The organism is Nocardia sp. CA-084685 (assembly GCF_050955785.1).
Lineage (GTDB): Bacteria > Actinomycetota > Actinomycetes > Mycobacteriales > Mycobacteriaceae > Nocardia.
The window spans coordinates 2,656,363-2,671,902 of the sequence record NZ_CP192094.1 but is presented as its reverse complement, the minus strand read 5'-3'; the positions used below and the strand labels follow the sequence as shown (position 1 = coordinate 2,671,902).

The following is a 15,540-nucleotide window of genomic DNA, read 5'->3' as shown; positions in this document are numbered from 1 at the left end:
CAGGCGCGCCGAAACGACTGACAGAATCTTGTGTGATCCCTCTCGTCTCGCCGCGCAACACGTCGTATCGTGAACGGTTGCCCCCGAACCCCCGGTCTCGCTGGGCTGTTCCCACTGCGGTCACAGTTCCATCGAAAAACCCCTGGGCACAATGGGTATCGATCACTTTACCGTGACCAGATTCGGACTCGAAACATCGAACACCGTTCCATCGCGGGTCAACAGCGGTATCACTACGGCCGCCTTGCGTTCCGCGTCATTCGTTCCTCCCCACAGTACCGCGCGACCGTCGCGCAGGTTCAGGGAAATATCCGAAATCGACCGCGCGACAACCTCGTCCACCTGCCCGACCAGCGCCGCAGGCAGTACCGACAGCACCGAGGCCGCGGCCCGGGTGACCGGATCGTCGCCACCGGGATGTCCGGTGATGAGCTTCGCAACGCCGATGGGTGCATCCTCGATCGCGAACTCCACACTCTCCGCATCCAGCAGATGCGCGCCTTGTGGACTGTCCCAGAACAAGACCGGCGTGCGCTCGACAACCGTCACCTTGACAGTGGACGGAAAAACCCGCTGCACCCGCGCGGTGCGGACCTTCGGAATACTCGCCACCCGCCGAGCCATCGCATCGGTGTCGATGCGCAACATCGAGCGCCCGGACGGGATCTCGAGTTTGCCGCGCACCTGCGCCTCGGGCACCGCGACCAACCCGTCGATCTCGACCGTGCTCGCCGAAAGCATCGGGGTGAACCAGGCCAGTACCAAAACAACGGTAAGGACGCACACACCGAGCAAACCCCACCGGCGCAGGCGAACCCGCTGTGCCCGGTCGAACCAGTCGCCCGTGGTTCGCATGGCGGGTCACCGCCCGTATTGCGGACGCGCGCGCAGCCCATCGAGAATTTGGCTGCCGAGCATCGTCACATCACCCGCACCCATGGTGATCACCACATCGCCGGGCAGCGTCAGACCCGCGGCCTGGCGGCCGACCCGCGACATATCCGGCTGGTAGTGCACGGGTTTGGTAACGGCTTGGGCGACGAGTGCGCCGTTGACCCCGGGCAGCGGCTTTTCCCGCGCGCCGTAGACATCGAGCACGACAACCTCGTCGGCAAGGCTCAGCGCCGCGCCGAAATCCTGGGCGAAGGTGGCGGTGCGGCTGTAGAGGTGCGGTTGGAACACCACGATGACCCGGCCCTGGCGGGAGCGCGCGCCGTCGCGGGCCTCCTGCTGCACCAGTTCCGCGGCCGCGCCGAGTACCGCACGCACCTCGGTCGGATGATGGGCGTAATCGTCGAAGACCCGCACGCCGTTTTCCCGGCCGACGAATTGGAACCGGCGATGCACACCGCCGAAACCCTCCAGCCCCTGGACGATTTCGTCCACATCCGCACCAGCAGCACGCGCGGCGAGCAGCGCGGCCAATGCGTTGAGGGCCATATGCCGACCGGGCACCGCAAGTCGCAGGGTGCGCGGCGCGGGCTCATCGCTGAGCTGGAATTGGGCCAGCCCGCCGACATCGCGAGGCTCCCAACTGTGCAGCCGCACGCCCACCGGCACCGGCGCGTCGGACAGCTCGCCTGATCCATAGCCGAGCACCCGAACGTTCTTCTGCGCCAATCGCGCACCGACTCGCTCGGCCAGCGCCCGCGAACCGGGATCGTCCAGACACACCACCAGCAGCCCGCCGGGGCCGAGCCGGTCGGCGAAATCATCGAAGACCTGGACGTAGGCCTCATCGGAGCCGAAGAAGTCGAGGTGATCGGATTCGATATTGGTGACCACGGCGACATCCGGGTCGTATTGCAGCAGCGAGCCATCGCTCTCGTCGGCCTCGGCGACGAAGATCTCGCCGGTGCCGTGGTGGGCATTGGTGCCCGCCTCGTTGAGTTCGCCGCCGACCGCGAACGACGGGTCGAATCCGCAGTGCTGCAACGACACGATCAGCATGGAGGTGGTCGAGGTCTTGCCGTGCGTACCCGAGACCAGCAGCGTGCGATGCCCCCGCATCAGCGAGGCGAGTACGGCGGGGCGCAACAGCACCGGAATATCACGCCGATGCGCCTCGACCAGTTCGGGATTGGTCTTCGGGATGGCGGCATAGGTGGTGACCACCGCGGTCGGGCCGCCGGGCAGCAGATCGAGGGCGCTGGCATCGTGCCCGATGCGCACCTGCGCTCCGCGGGCCCGCAGCGCGAGCACACCGCGACTCTCCTTGGCGTCCGAACCGGAGACCGAGCCGCCGCGCGAGAGCAGAATGCGCGCGATACCGGACATGCCCGCCCCGCCGATCCCCACCATATGCACACGCGCCAACTCGGGCGGCAGCGCCGAGCGCGCCTCGTCGGCGCCGGCAGTGTTCGATCTGCCGCGCTCACCGTGCCCTGCGTGGTCACGCTCCGCTACCGCCTCCGGGCCCGTCGCTCCCGCGGCAGTGTTGGATTGGCCGCGCTCACGGTGCCCTGCGTGGTCACGCTCCGCTACCGCCTCCGGGCCCGTCGCTCCCGCGGCCTCGACCGCCCCGGAGTCGGTGTCATCGGCTCCCGTGGTCACCGGCCGGCCACCTCGACGACAATGCGCGCGAGCTCGTCGGCGGCATCGCGGTGTCCGGCGCCTGCGGCGGACAGGCTCATTTCGATCAGCCGGGTGCGGTCGGTCAGCAGCGGTATCACCTCGTCGATCACATATTTCGGGGTCAGCTCGGCGTCGGGGACGATTCTGCCACCACCCTGGCCGACGATCGGCCTGGCATTGAGTTCCTGCTCACCGTTGCCGTGCGGCAGCGGCACATAGAAGGCGGGCAGGCCGACCGCCGATACCTCGGCGACGGTCATCGCGCCGGAGCGGCAGACGACCGCGTCGGCGGCGGCATAGGCCAGGTCCATGCGGGAAAGATACGGCACGGCGATATACCGGGCCCCACCCTCATCCGATTCCGGGACCTCGACAGTGTTCTTGGGGCCATGGGCGTGCAGCACCGAAATACCGGCCGCGGCCAGCTGTGGCGCCGCGCCGGAGATCGCCTTGTTCAACGAGACCGCACCCTGCGAGCCGCCGAAAACCAGCAGGACCGGCCCCTCGGCGGGCAGGCCGAAATGGGCGCGGGCCTCGGCCTGCAGCGCGGCCCGATCCAGCGAGGTAATGGACCCCCGCACCGGAATGCCGATGACCTCGGCCTTGGCCAGACCCGAACCGGGTACGGCGGCAAGCACTCTGGCCGCACGCCTGGCGCCGACCTTATTGGCGATCCCCGCCTTGGCATTCGCCTCGTGCACCACCACCGGCACCGCGCGCCTGCGGCCGAGCACACCGCGCCCTGCGGCGAGATAGGCGGGCAGTGCGACATAGCCGCCGAATCCGACGATCACATCGGCCTCGACCGCATCGATGACCGCCCTGGTCTGGGCCACCGACGCACGGACACGGCCGGGCAGTCGCAGCAGATCCGCGCTCGGCTTGCGCGGCAGCGGAACCGGCGGGATCAATTCCAGCGGATAACCGCGCTCGGGCACCAGTTTGGTCTCGAGTCCGCGTTCGGTACCGAGTGCGGTGACCCGGATCGAATCGTCGAGTCGCCGCAGCGCGTCGGCGACGGCCAGCGCGGGCTCGATATGTCCCGCCGTACCACCGCCCGCCACGATCACCGACAGTGGCTTGCGGGGTCGCTCCGCACTCACCTGGATCTTCCCCGATCTCTCGCATGATTTATCGGATAGCTCGGCTCCCATGCCCTGGTCGCCCGCAGCGAACTGGTCCCCCGGCTCTCGGGCACGCGCCGTCGACCGGAATCGGACTGGCTGCGCCGCCCCTGCGGCAGTGCGGCCCGCGCCCGTTCGGCCTTGGCCCGTTCGGCTCGTGCCCGCTGTTCGGCGGCCTTGGCCTTCGCGGCGGCCGAGCGGGCACGCGCCGCATCGGCCTTCGCCGGTGAGTACACCTCCGGCTTGGGCAGTCGCAGCAGTCGGCTGAATCTGCCGTCCTGTCCGGCCTGCAGCGCCGCAATCGCCTCCGGCTCGTGCCGGGCCGCATTGGCGATGATGCCGAACATGAACAGGGTGATGGCCAGCGACGAACCGCCCGCCGAAACCAGCGGCAGCTGCAGACCGGTCACCGGGAGCAGGTTGACCACATAGCCGATATTGATCAGCGCCTGGCCGGTGATCCAAGTCGTCGCGGTGGCGGTGAGCAGCCGCAGGAACGGATCGACCGAACGGCTCGCGATGCGCAGCCCGGTGTAGACGAACAGTGCGAACAGGCCGAGAACCAGTGCGCAGCCGAGGAATCCGAGTTCTTCGCCGATGATGGCGAAGATGAAGTCGTTGTGCGCATTCGGCAGGTACTGCCATTTGGCTCGGCTCTGGCCGAGGCCGCGACCCCAGATGCCGCCGTCGGCCAGCGAGTACAGCGCCTGGCGCGCTTGGTAATTGATGCCCTGCGGATCGTCGCCCGGGTTGAAGAACGCGCGCATCCGATCCGAGCGATACCCCGCGGACAGTGCGAGGACGCCCGCGGCGATCACGCCCGAAATCGCGATGGTGACGAATAACCGCACCGGCAGGCCGCCGAACCACAGCAGTGCGGCGAGCACGATGCCCAACGCGATGGTGGTCGACAGATTCGGTTCCAGCACGACGAGCAGACACACCAGCAGACCGGCGGGCACCAATGGCACCAGGATGTCCTTGAGCGCGGCCTGTTCCGAGCGACGCGAGGCGAGCAGGTGCGCACCCCACACCACCAGTGTCACTTTCACGATCTCCGATGGCTGCACCGAGATCGGCCCGATGAAGAACCAGCGCCGCGCACCCTGCACCTGGGAGCCGATGCCGGGAATCAGCACCAGCAACAGCGCCAGTACCGAGATCGCGAAGAGCGGAAACGACCATTGCCGCAATCGCCGCAACGAAATCCGCAGTGCCAGATAGAACAGCACCGCACCGATCGCGGCGAACATGGCCTGCTGGATGAACAGCGAATACGCCGACCCGCCGTCGACATACGCCTCGACGCTCGATGCCGACAAGACCATGACCAGACCGAGCACCGTCAGCAGTGTCGCGATAGTGACGACGAGATGGAACGACGCGAGCGGGCGCGCCAGCCAGGCGCCGAACTTAGTGGCCGCCAGCCGATTCCGCCGTGCCGTCTCGGTCATAGACGCCGCCCGATGTCCCCGTCTTCCAGCGCGGCCACCGCGGCGGCGAAACTGCGCCCGCGGTGGGTGTAATCGGCGAACATATCCAAGGAGGCCGCGGCCGGAGCCAGCAGTACGGCGTCCCCGGGACGAGCCAGCCCGGCCGCGGCGCGCACGGCCCGCGCCATCACGGCATCGGCTCTCTCATCGGTACCGGCCTCACCCATCCCTGCATGGTCTCCCGCGCGGACCTCGACAACCGGGACCTCGGGCGCGTGTCGCGCCAATGCGGCCGCGATCACCGGCGCGTCGGCGCCGATCAGCACGGCGGCGGCGAGGCGATCGGCGATCTCCTCGACCAGATCCTCGACCGACGCGCCCTTCAGCTGGCCACCGGCGATCCAAACCACCTGCGGGTGAGCGAGTATCGATGAACGCGCGGCATGCGGATTGGTGGCCTTGGAGTCATCGATGAATTCGACACCGGCCACTTCGCGTACGAAGGCGGCACGATGCGGACCGACCTTGTGCTCGATGAGGCCTTCCCGCACGAATTGCGGTGCCACGTCGATGGCCCTGGTCAGCGCGGCGGCGGCGAGTGCGTTGGCGACACCGGCGGGTCCCTTGGGGCTGACATCGCCGACCTCGGCCAGGATGGCGGCCTTGGTGAAGGCGCGGTCGAGCAATTTGCCGTCCACGACACCGAGTTCCCCGTCGGCGGGTACGCCGATCCGGAAGCCGACCGTCCGGCGCGCCTTACTGCGTCGGGCCAGCGAGGCGGCCACCGGATCATCGAGTCCGACGACACCGACGCGACCGTAGAGTGCCCTGGACTTGGCTGCGGCGTAGGCATCGAGGCCGCCGTGCCAATCCAGGTGATCCTCTGCCACATTCAGCACCACACCGGCCTCGGGACGCACCGAAGGCGCCCAATGCAATTGGAACGAGGACAGCTCGACCGCGAGCACCTGCGGACCGGGATTGCGGCGCAGCGCATCCAGGATCGGCAGTCCGATATTGCCGCAGGCGACACTGGCGATACCGGCCGCACGCAAGATCGAGTGCACCATCGAGGTGGTGGTGGTCTTGCCGTTGGTGCCGGTCACCACCAGCCATTTGCGGACCGGACCATAGATCCTGGCCTGATCGACCCACCAGGCGAACTCGACATCGCCCCAGACCGGGGTGCCCTCGGTTACCGCGGCGGCGAGCACCGGCGAATCCGGCCGCCAGCCCGGACTGGTGATGACCAGCGCGAAGCGGCTCCAGTCCGCGGCTTCCAGTTCGGTACAGGTCGCGATGTCCAGACCGAGCCCGGCCGCTTCGGCCAATGCCGAGGCACCGCCGTCGGTGACCACCGGACGCGCGCCGATATCGCGCAGCGGTTCGATCAATGAGCGGCCCGAGACCCCCCATCCGGCCACCAGAACGTCACGGCCACGCAGGAATTCGAGCATGGGCCCAGGTGTTCGCAGAGCCCGCGGAGAATGTTCGACCATCGCTACTTCACCCGACCGCTGAGAGATATTCGCTATAGAACAGGCCGAGTCCGACCGCCGACGCCATCGCCGCCAACAGCCAGAACCGAATGATCACCGTAGTCTCGGCCCATTTGCTGAGTTCGAAGTGATGATGGAACGGCGCCATCTTGAATAGCCGGTTGCGTGTTGTGCGATACACCGCGACCTGCAGCACCACCGAGGCGGTTTCGGCGACGAACAGCGCACCGATCACGACCATCAGCAACTCGGTGCGGGTCGTGATGGACAGACCCGCGAGCATGCCGCCGAGGGCCAGCGAACCGGTATCCCCCATGAAGATCTTGGCGGGTGCGGCATTCCACCACAGGAATCCGACACACGCGGCGGCCGCCGAGGCGCAGACCAGCGCCAGATCCAGCGGATCGCGCACGTTGTAGCAGCCCGCCTCCGGGATCGTCGCGCAGGCGTTGCGGTACTGCCAGAACGTGATGATCACATAAGCGCCGAGCACCAGGCTCATCGACCCGGCGGCGAGACCGTCCAGGCCGTCGGTCAGATTCACCGCATTCGACCAGGCCACGACCAGCAGACAGACCCAGCACAGGAAGATGATCACGCCCATCGATACCGTGGTGATATCGCGGACATAGGACAGATGCTTACTCGCCGGAGTCAAGCCATTGCCGCCGCGGAACTGCAGGGCGAGGATGCCGAAAAGTACCGCGGCGCTGATCTGACCGACGTACTTGCCCGCGGCCGACAGCCCGAGATTGCGCTGCTTGCGCAGCTTGATGAAATCGTCGAGGAAGCCGACCACACCGAGCGCGGTGGTCAGCCCGAGCACCAGAATGCCCGAGGCGGAAGGCCCGTCGGCGTCGTAGCCGATACCGATCAGATGTGAGCCGAGGTAGCCCGCCCACATGCCGACCAGGATGGCCACACCACCCATGGTCGGGGTGCCGCGCTTGGCCTGATGACTGGCCGGACCGTCGACCCGGATCTCCTGGCCGAAGCCTTGCCTGGCGAAGATACGTATCAACAGCGGCGTCAGCAGGATGGAGACCGCAAGTGCGATCCCAGCCGCGAACAGAATCTGCCTCATGACTCGAGCGCCTCCGTGCTACCCCGATTAATTCCCGCACGTTCCGCGCTGGTCAAATGTTCGGCGACCGCCCACAGTCCGACCGCCTTGGACGCCTTGACCAGCACCACATCGCCCGGCTCGACCTCGTTGTCGAGCAGCGCGATGGCCGCGCCGATATCGGGCACAAGGATGGACTCCTCGCCCCATGAGCCTTCCATTACCGCGCCCTGATGCATCGCGTGGGATGGCCTCCCGGTGCCGACCACGATCAGCCGAGAGACATCCAGGCGCACCGCGAGGCGGCCGATCCGGTCGTGCTCGATGACGGATTCCTCCCCCAGTTCACCCATTTCGCCGAGTACGGCCCAGCTGCGGCGCGGAGTGTCGCCCGCACGCGACATAGTCACCAGCGCCTTGAGCGCGGCGCGCACCGAATCCGGATTGGCGTTGTAGGAGTCGTTGACCACGGTGATGCCGTCGGCGGTGGTGCGCACATCCATGCGGCGGGCCGATGCGGCATGCGCACCGCCGAGTGCCTGCGCGACGGTGTCGAGATCCGCACCGCATTCGAGCGCGACGGCGGCAGCGGAGAGCGCATTGCCGACTTGGTGTTCGCCGTGCACGGCGAGCCGCACCGGGATACTGCCCTTACCGGTGTGCAGAGTGAAGCCCGCGCGTGCCTCGGCATCGAGATGCACATCGGTGGCGCGGATTTCGGCATTGCCCGCCTGGCCGACCGTCACCACGCGGGCCTTCGTGCGCGTGGCCATCGCAGCCACTTGCGGATCGTCGGCATTGAGTACCGCCAGTCCCGTGGCGGGCAGTGCCTCTACGAGTTCGCCCTTGGTCTGTGCGATCGCCTCGCGGCTGCCGAATTCACCGAGATGGGCGGTGCCGACATTGAGTACGACACCGATCTTCGGCGGCGCGACCTGCGCGAGCGCGGCGATATGGCCAGGTCCGCGCGCGGACAGCTCCAGAACAAGGAAGCGGGTATCGGCATCGGCGCGCAGCGCGGTCCATGGATGCCCGAGTTCGTTATTGAATGATCCGGGCGGTGCGACGACCGGACCGAGCGGTGTGAGCACGGCCGCGAGCAGATCCTTGGTCGAGGTCTTGCCCGAGGAGCCGGTCACCCCGACCACGGTGAGTCCGCCTGCCGCGGAAAGACGTTCGACGCTCACCTGGGCGAGCGTAGCGAGCGCGGCCAGCACCGCCGCCCCCGACCCATCCGAATCACCGGTGAGCGCAACGGATTTCGCGGGTACGGTACCCGGACTCGGAGCCACCACGATCGCCGGCACGCCGACCGGGCGAGCGGCGAGCACCGCGACCGCACCGGCGTCGACGGCGGCCTTCGCATAGTCGTGGCCGTCGGCGTGCTCGCCGGGCAGGGCCAGGAAAAGATCCCCGGAACCGATTCGGCGCGAATCGAATTCGACCGAACCCGTTACCGTCACCTCCGGGTCGGGGGCGTCGTGCAGCGTGCCGCCGACGACCTCCGCGATCTCCCGCAGTGTCATCTCGATCATGAAACCGTCAAGTCCTCCGCGTCCGACCCCTGCGGACTCTGGCCAGTATTGGATCGGCCGCGCTCGCGGGGCCCTGCGTGGTCACGCTTCGCTACCGCCTCCGGGCCCGCCGCTCCCGCGGCGGTGTCGTCGTCCCGCGGGCCCCGCTCCCGTCGCTCCAACGCCGCCGCGAGCACCTCGCGGTCGTCGAACGGATGCTTCACACCCTGGATCTCCTGCCCTGCCTCATGTCCCTTACCCGCCACCAACACCACGTCGCCGGAACGGGCCCAGTCGACAGCGGCGGCGATGGCCGCGGCCCGGTCCCCGATTTCGCGCACCGCACCGCGTTCGGACTCCGGCACCGCCAGTGCGCCCTGACGCAGCGCGGCCCGGATGGCGGCCGGATCCTCACTGCGCGGATTGTCATCGGTGATGATCAGCAGATCGGCGCCGCGCGCACCGGCCGCGCCCATCAGCGGGCGCTTACCCGCGTCCCGGTCGCCGCCCGCTCCGACGACCACGGCCAGCCGACCACCGGTACCGGCAGCGTGGGATTCGCGGCGCCCTCCGTGGCCCTGCTCCGGGCGCGTCGCTCCCGCCGTCAGATGACCGCGCAGCGTGGCGATGACCGATTCCACCGCCGCGGGCTTGTGCGCGTAGTCGACGATGGCCAAGAAGTCCTGTCCGCGCTCGACCCGCTGCATCCGGCCAGGCACATCCACGGTAGCCAAAGCGGGTGCGGCGACGGCCGCATCCACTCCGGCGGCGGTGCACACCGCGACCGCGAGCAGTCCGTTGGCGACGTTGTAGCGGCCCGGAAGCCGCAGGCGCACATCGACATTCGTCCGCGGTCCGGCGGCGGTGAACTCCTGTTCGCCGCCGTGCGCGGATACCTCGCCGGTCAGCTGCCAGGTGCCGGAACCGGTGGTTGAGACGGTGATCGGATCCGTGAGATCGCCGGCGAGGCGCTGGCCCCATACGTCATCGACACAGATGACCGTTGTACGCGCGGCAACCGGCGACTCCGGTTCGAAAAGCCTGCGCTTGGCGGCGAAGTAATCCTCGAAGTCGGCGTGGAAGTCGAGGTGGTCCTGCGAAAGATTGGTGAATGCGCCAACGGCGAAGCGCACACCGTCCACCCGGCCCAGCGCCAGCGCGTGGCTGGAAACCTCCATGACGACCGCGTCCACACCCTGCTCGACCATCAGCGCGAACATGGCGTGCAGCTGTGGCGCCTCTGGCGTGGTCAATGCGCTCGGGACTCGGCGACCGCCGATCCTGGTCTCGATGGTGCCGATAAGCGCCGTGGACAGACCGGCGGCGGCCAACCCGGCCTCCACCAGATACGCGGTGGTCGTCTTGCCCGAGGTACCGGTAATGCCGATGATGCGCAGCCGCTCGGAAGGATTGCCGTAGAGCGCACCGGAAAGCTCGCCGAGCACCGACCTGGGCTGCTCGCGGACCAGCACCGGCACACCGAGGTCCCCCGCCAGTTCGGCACCCGCGGGGTCGGTGAAGACCGCGACAGCGCCCCGTTCGACGGCATCGCGCGCGAAACGGGCGCCGTGCGCCTGCGCGCCCGGCAGTGCGGCGAACAGATCGCCCGGTTGCACCGCATTCGAGCGCTGCTCGATGCCGGTGACCTGGATCTGCGCGAGGTCGGCTCGGAACGAGCCGGCACCGGTCATGGCCAGTACGGTGGACAACGACGTCGACCGCGGATGGGTCGGCCGGAGCACGTGCTGGCTGGACTGCGCGGGCACAGGGCTCCTCTCGGGAATCGGCATGGACGGGATTGGGTGTCGAGTCAGGTTACCGACGTCGGCTCACGGCCGAGCAACGCGGCTCCAATCTTATGAAGCTTGCAGAATGAATCGGCGCGACGGCTCGGGTGATGGCGGGATCCGGTCGCGCTGCAGCGCCCAGGAGGCGATGTTGTGAAACAGTGGGGCGACCGACCCGCCGCCGCTGCCGTCGGAGCTGCGAATCGGCGCGTCGAGCATCAGGCCGATGACATAGCGCGGGTTGTCCGCGGGGGCCATGCCAGCGAAGGTGATGTAGAACGACGAGGTCGAATAGCAGCTGCAACCCGGGTCGACCTTCTGCGCCGTGCCGGTCTTGCCCGCCACCTGATAGCCATCGATCGCCGCGGACGCACCGGTGCCCATCTGCACGCCCATCGGATCGCGCTGCACGACCGCCTGGAACATGCTGCGCAGCGTGGCCGCGGTCTGTTCGCTCACCACACGCACGCCGTCGGGCTGCGTTTCCTCGGTGCGGGTACCGTCCGGGGCGGTCTCGGCCTTGACGATGCGCGGTGGAATCCGCACGCCACCATTGGCAATGGCCTGGTACATACCGGTCATCTGCAGGGTGGTCATCGAAAGGCCCTGTCCGATCGGCAGGTTCGCGAAGGTACCGCCCGACCACTGGTCGCGCGCCGGCACCTGGCCCGGACTCTCGCCGGGCAGCCCGACACCGCTGCGCTGGCCGAGGCCGAAGCGGTTGACCATATCGGCGAACCGGTCCTCACCGACCCGCTGCGCCAGCATCAGCGTGCCGACATTGGACGACTTACCGAAGATGCCGGTGGTGGTGTAGGGCACGGTGTCGTGCTCCCAGGCGTCGTGCACGGTGACGCCCGACATCCGGATCTCGCCGGGCACCTGCAGCACCTCATCGGGATTGGTCAAGCCGTATTCGATGGCCGCGGCCGCGGTCACGATCTTGTTGACCGAACCCGGCTCGAACGGATCCTGCACCGATGGATTCTGCATTTCGGCATTGCCCCAATGCTGCGATCCCAGCGCGGGATTGAAGGTGTTGTCATTCGACATCGCCAGCACCTGACCGGTCTTGGCGTCCAGTACCACGGCCGAGGCCGCGTTCGCGCCGGACATCTCCTTGGCCTGCTGCACCTGCTGCTGCACGTAATATTGCAGATCCGAATCGAGGGTCAGCTCAACGGAGTAGCCGTTCACCGCGGGCTGCTTATCGCGCCAACTGCCTGGAATAACGGCACCATCGGAGCCGCGGTCGTAGGTGTGCGAACCGTCGGTGCCCGCCAGCAGCGAGTCCAGCGACGACTCGAGCCCCATCTGACCGTGTCCGTCCCAGCCGGTGGTGCCGAGCACGTTAGCCGCCAGCGAGCCGCCCGGATATTCGCGCACATCCTGGCGTTCGGCGCCGACCTCGGGAAATTGCACGGTGATATCGGAGGCGATGCGCGGATCCACATTGCGGGCGAGATAGACGAACGCTTTCTCACTCTTCAACTTGTCCAGCAGCGCTGATTCGGTGGGTGCATCCTTGCCGATCTTGTCATGGATGGTCTTGGCGATGATTTTGAGCCGCTCATCGGGATCCGGGGCCTTGGCCGACTTCTCCTTCGCATCGGCGAGTTGCTTGCGCACGGCCACCGGCTGGAAGGTCAGCGCCTGCGCGCTCAGCGTGTACGCCAGGGACTTGCCGTACCGGTCGGTGATCGGACCGCGGGTCGCCGTATCGATCTTGCGGGTGGTGCGCTGGCTGGCCGCCTGCGCGGACAGGCTGGGCGCGGAAATGCTCTGCACCCAGAGCAGTTGCAGCGCCACGACCGCCAGTGCGACCAGCATGATCACCCGGCCGACACCGAGCCGCAGGCGCAGCGGACGGTCCTGGGCCGCCGTGCGCGGTCTGGATGCGGTAGCAGGCCTCGACGTTGTGGCGGCTCTGGCCGAGCCCGTATCGGCTGCCGGCCCGCGCCGCTGACGCGACACGGGCCTGGTCTGCCGCATGCTCATCGGGCGCCCTCGTCGAGGTTGGGCGCTGGTTGGGGTGCATCGGGCTGCGGGACTTGGGCTTGCGCTGGGACAGGCTGCGGAGTTTCCGGTTGCGGCGTCTCCGCCGGCGCCTGAGCGAGCGGACTCGGCGTCGGCAGCGGGCTCGCCGGTGTCGGGCTCGCCTGTCCCGCAACGGTATTCGCAGGCTGACCGGTACCCGGTTGGGTGGGCGGCGCGGTCGGGGTGGTCGTCACCGGAATCAATCGTTCGCCGCGGGCCTGGGCATTGACCGTCGGTGCGACGGTCGCGGAGCTGTTGAGCGGCGGCACCGGTGCGCCCTGTGCGGGCGTCGGCTTGCCGATCACCGTTACCCCGCCATCGGGTCCGATTACCAATCGGGCCGGATCCTTGGCCGGAATCATCCCGAGTTCGCGAGCCCTGGCGGCGAGTTCGGGCGCGGAGTCGGCGGCCTCGACCTCGCGCTGCAGCGCCGCGCGTTCATCGGCCAGCTTGCGGTTGGTCGCCCTGGCATCGCCGAGCTGATAGCTGTCCTCGGCCGAACGGGTAGTGAGCAGCAGGGTGAGCGCGAGACCACAGCCGAGCAGCGCGATGATGGCCGCCACGAACGGAATTCGCGCGGCCATCACCGACGCGCGCTGTTTGGGTAGATCGTGATGGTCCCCCGACTGCTCGGCCCGGATCCGGCGCTTGGCATAGGCCCGTTGTGCGGCACCCGATTTCACCCGCTCGGCGGCCTGGACCCGGCGGGCGATCCGGCCCGGCGCCTCGACGGTACGCGTGCGCACACTCATGCTGTCCCCTCCTGGATTCTCTCCGCCGCGCGCATCCGCACGGGCGCCGCCCTCGGGTTCTCTTCGATCTCTTGTTCGGTGGCCTTCTCGGCGCCTCGCGTCAGCAACTTGAATTCCGGCCCCATACCCGGCAATTCGACCGGCAGGTCGACCGGTGTCCGCGATGTGGTGCGCGGCGCCAACTCCTGTTTGACCACCCGATCCTCGAGCGACTGATATGACATGATCACGATCCGGCCGCCGACCCGCAGCGAGTCGAGGGCGGCGGGCAGGGCGGCGCGCAGCGAATCGAGCTCGCCGTTCACCTCCACCCGCAGCGCCTGAAAGGTCCGCTTGGCCGGATGACCGCCCGTCCGCCTGGCAGCGGCCGGGATGGTGGCATAAAGCAATTCGACCAATTCGGCACTAGTGCGGAACGGCTTCTGCTGCCGACGGCGCAGCACCTCGGATGCGATCTTGCCCGCGAAGCGCTCCTCACCATAGGTTTTCAGCACGCGCGCCAGATCACCGTGGCTGTAGGTATTGAGCACATCCGCGGCGGTGATGCCGGTGGTCGGATCCATCCGCATATCCAGCGGCGCGTCGACGGAGTAGGCGAAGCCGCGCTCGGCCTCGTCGAGCTGCATCGAGGAAACGCCGAGATCCATCAGGATGGCGCTCACCGAACCGGTGGTCGGCAATCCGGCCTGCTTCAGCGCGGCCGCGATGCCGTCATATCGGATGTGCACCAAGGTGGTTCGATCGGCGAAAGGCGCCAATCGCTCACCCGCCAATGCCAGCGCATGGGTGTCGCGATCGAGTCCGACGAGATGGATATTCGGATAGGCCCGCAGGAAGTGTTCGGCGTGCCCGCCCAAACCCAACGTGGCATCGACATATACCGCGCCGGGTTCGGTGAGTGCCGGGCCGAGGAGCGCGTCGGCTCGTTGGAGCAGAACCGGAACATGGCGAGGACCGTCCTGTTCACGGTTCACCTCGACCTCCCGGAATCCTGCCTCGCGTCGTTGCGCATCGAGCCGTGTCAGTGGGATCACTCGCTGCGGGGTCGCCTTGTTACACAGCTACTTTCGAAAATACGAATGCCGCGGGGTCTCTGACCGGAGCCTCGGCACCTGGCGTCGGGGAAGTACGTCAGGGTCCGCGCGTCCGGGCAGAGGCCGCGTGGCACTCGTTCGCTGAGGGCTAGAAGATTCCGCCCAGCGACTCGTCTCTGGCTTGCGCGTAGTCCTCCTCGTGCTCGGCGAGGTAGGACTCCCACGCCTGCTTATCCCATATCTCGAGGAAGTCGACCGATCCGATCACCACGCAATCCCGCGAAAGGTTCGCGTAGCGACGATGATCGGCCGACAACACGATCCGGCCCTGGGCGTCCGGACGCTGTTCATCCGTACCGGCCGCAAGTGCCCGGACGAACGCGCGCGCCTGCGGATTGCTTCGAGATGCCGCCGCGGCTCGCCGTGCGAGTGCGGTGAACTCTTCCTTGGGATATACGGCAAGGCTGTGGTCCTGACCCTTCGTGACCATCAACCCTCCCGCCAGATCGTCTCGAAACTTCGCAGGCAACGTCAGTCGCCCCTTGTCATCCAACCGAGGTGTATAGGTACCGAGAAACAACCCGCTACCTCCCGGATCAACCCCGGCTTTCGGGGAGCACGATCACCTCGGATGTATGCCCTTCCTCTTGTGCGCGCTCCACATTACCCCACTTTCCCCCACTTTCAATCGAAACTCGGGGTGATCTGGCTCCCCGCGTCATC

General features: G+C 67.6%; 12 protein-coding genes. All 12 read right to left on the bottom strand.

Features of this window, described 5'->3' with window-relative positions:
• Nucleotides 1-162: 162 nt before the first annotated feature.
• Nucleotides 163-855 carry a cell division protein FtsQ/DivIB gene (locus ACQP2U_RS12045; protein WP_433714732.1) on the bottom strand — a complete coding sequence of 231 codons (693 nt, stop codon included), beginning with the start codon at nucleotides 853-855 and terminating at the stop codon, nucleotides 163-165.
• A 6-nt stretch (nucleotides 856-861) separates the two neighbouring features.
• A complete protein-coding gene (gene murC, locus ACQP2U_RS12040; protein WP_397039742.1) occupies nucleotides 862-2,301 on the bottom strand; it encodes a UDP-N-acetylmuramate--L-alanine ligase in 1,440 nt (479 codons plus the stop codon).
• A gap of 248 nt (nucleotides 2,302-2,549) precedes the next feature.
• Entirely contained in the window at nucleotides 2,550-3,677 is a 1,128-nt protein-coding gene (murG, locus tag ACQP2U_RS12035) for an undecaprenyldiphospho-muramoylpentapeptide beta-N-acetylglucosaminyltransferase (RefSeq protein WP_433714731.1), read from the bottom strand.
• Nucleotides 3,674-5,152, bottom strand: a complete 1,479-nt coding sequence (ftsW, locus tag ACQP2U_RS12030; protein ID WP_433714730.1) for a putative lipid II flippase FtsW — start codon at nucleotides 5,150-5,152, stop codon at nucleotides 3,674-3,676. Before ftsW ends, murG begins: the two co-directional genes overlap by 4 nt.
• Complete coding sequence (murD, locus tag ACQP2U_RS12025) at nucleotides 5,149-6,588, bottom strand: UDP-N-acetylmuramoyl-L-alanine--D-glutamate ligase (protein WP_433714729.1); 1,440 nt, start codon at nucleotides 6,586-6,588, stop codon at nucleotides 5,149-5,151. Before murD ends, ftsW begins: the two co-directional genes overlap by 4 nt.
• A 49-nt stretch (nucleotides 6,589-6,637) precedes the next feature.
• Nucleotides 6,638-7,714 (bottom strand): phospho-N-acetylmuramoyl-pentapeptide-transferase, encoded by a 1,077-nt coding sequence (mraY, locus tag ACQP2U_RS12020; RefSeq protein ID WP_364485278.1) that lies wholly within the window; start codon nucleotides 7,712-7,714, stop codon nucleotides 6,638-6,640.
• Entirely contained in the window at nucleotides 7,711-9,228 is a 1,518-nt protein-coding gene (locus tag ACQP2U_RS12015; RefSeq protein WP_433714728.1) for a UDP-N-acetylmuramoyl-tripeptide--D-alanyl-D-alanine ligase, read from the bottom strand. Before ACQP2U_RS12015 ends, mraY begins: the two co-directional genes overlap by 4 nt.
• Nucleotides 9,225-10,997: a UDP-N-acetylmuramoyl-L-alanyl-D-glutamate--2,6-diaminopimelate ligase gene (locus tag ACQP2U_RS12010; RefSeq protein WP_433714727.1), complete on the bottom strand. Its 1,773-nt coding sequence runs from the start codon at nucleotides 10,995-10,997 to the stop codon at nucleotides 9,225-9,227. The genes ACQP2U_RS12015 and ACQP2U_RS12010 overlap by 4 nt, the downstream gene beginning before the upstream one ends.
• A 66-nt stretch (nucleotides 10,998-11,063) precedes the next feature.
• Nucleotides 11,064-12,986, bottom strand: coding sequence for a peptidoglycan D,D-transpeptidase FtsI family protein (locus tag ACQP2U_RS12005; RefSeq protein ID WP_433716438.1), 1,923 nt, complete (start codon nucleotides 12,984-12,986; stop codon nucleotides 11,064-11,066).
• 2 nt (nucleotides 12,987-12,988) lie between these two features.
• On the bottom strand, nucleotides 12,989-13,783 hold the full coding sequence (locus tag ACQP2U_RS12000; RefSeq protein WP_433714726.1) for a hypothetical protein: 795 nt from the start codon (nucleotides 13,781-13,783) through the stop codon (nucleotides 12,989-12,991).
• Entirely contained in the window at nucleotides 13,780-14,757 is a 978-nt protein-coding gene (gene rsmH, locus ACQP2U_RS11995) for a 16S rRNA (cytosine(1402)-N(4))-methyltransferase RsmH (protein ID WP_433716437.1), read from the bottom strand. The genes ACQP2U_RS12000 and rsmH overlap by 4 nt, the downstream gene beginning before the upstream one ends.
• Before the next feature lie 208 nt (nucleotides 14,758-14,965).
• Nucleotides 14,966-15,397 (bottom strand): division/cell wall cluster transcriptional repressor MraZ, encoded by a 432-nt coding sequence (mraZ, locus tag ACQP2U_RS11990; protein WP_036535307.1) that lies wholly within the window; start codon nucleotides 15,395-15,397, stop codon nucleotides 14,966-14,968.
• Nucleotides 15,398-15,540: the final 143 nt, after the last annotated feature.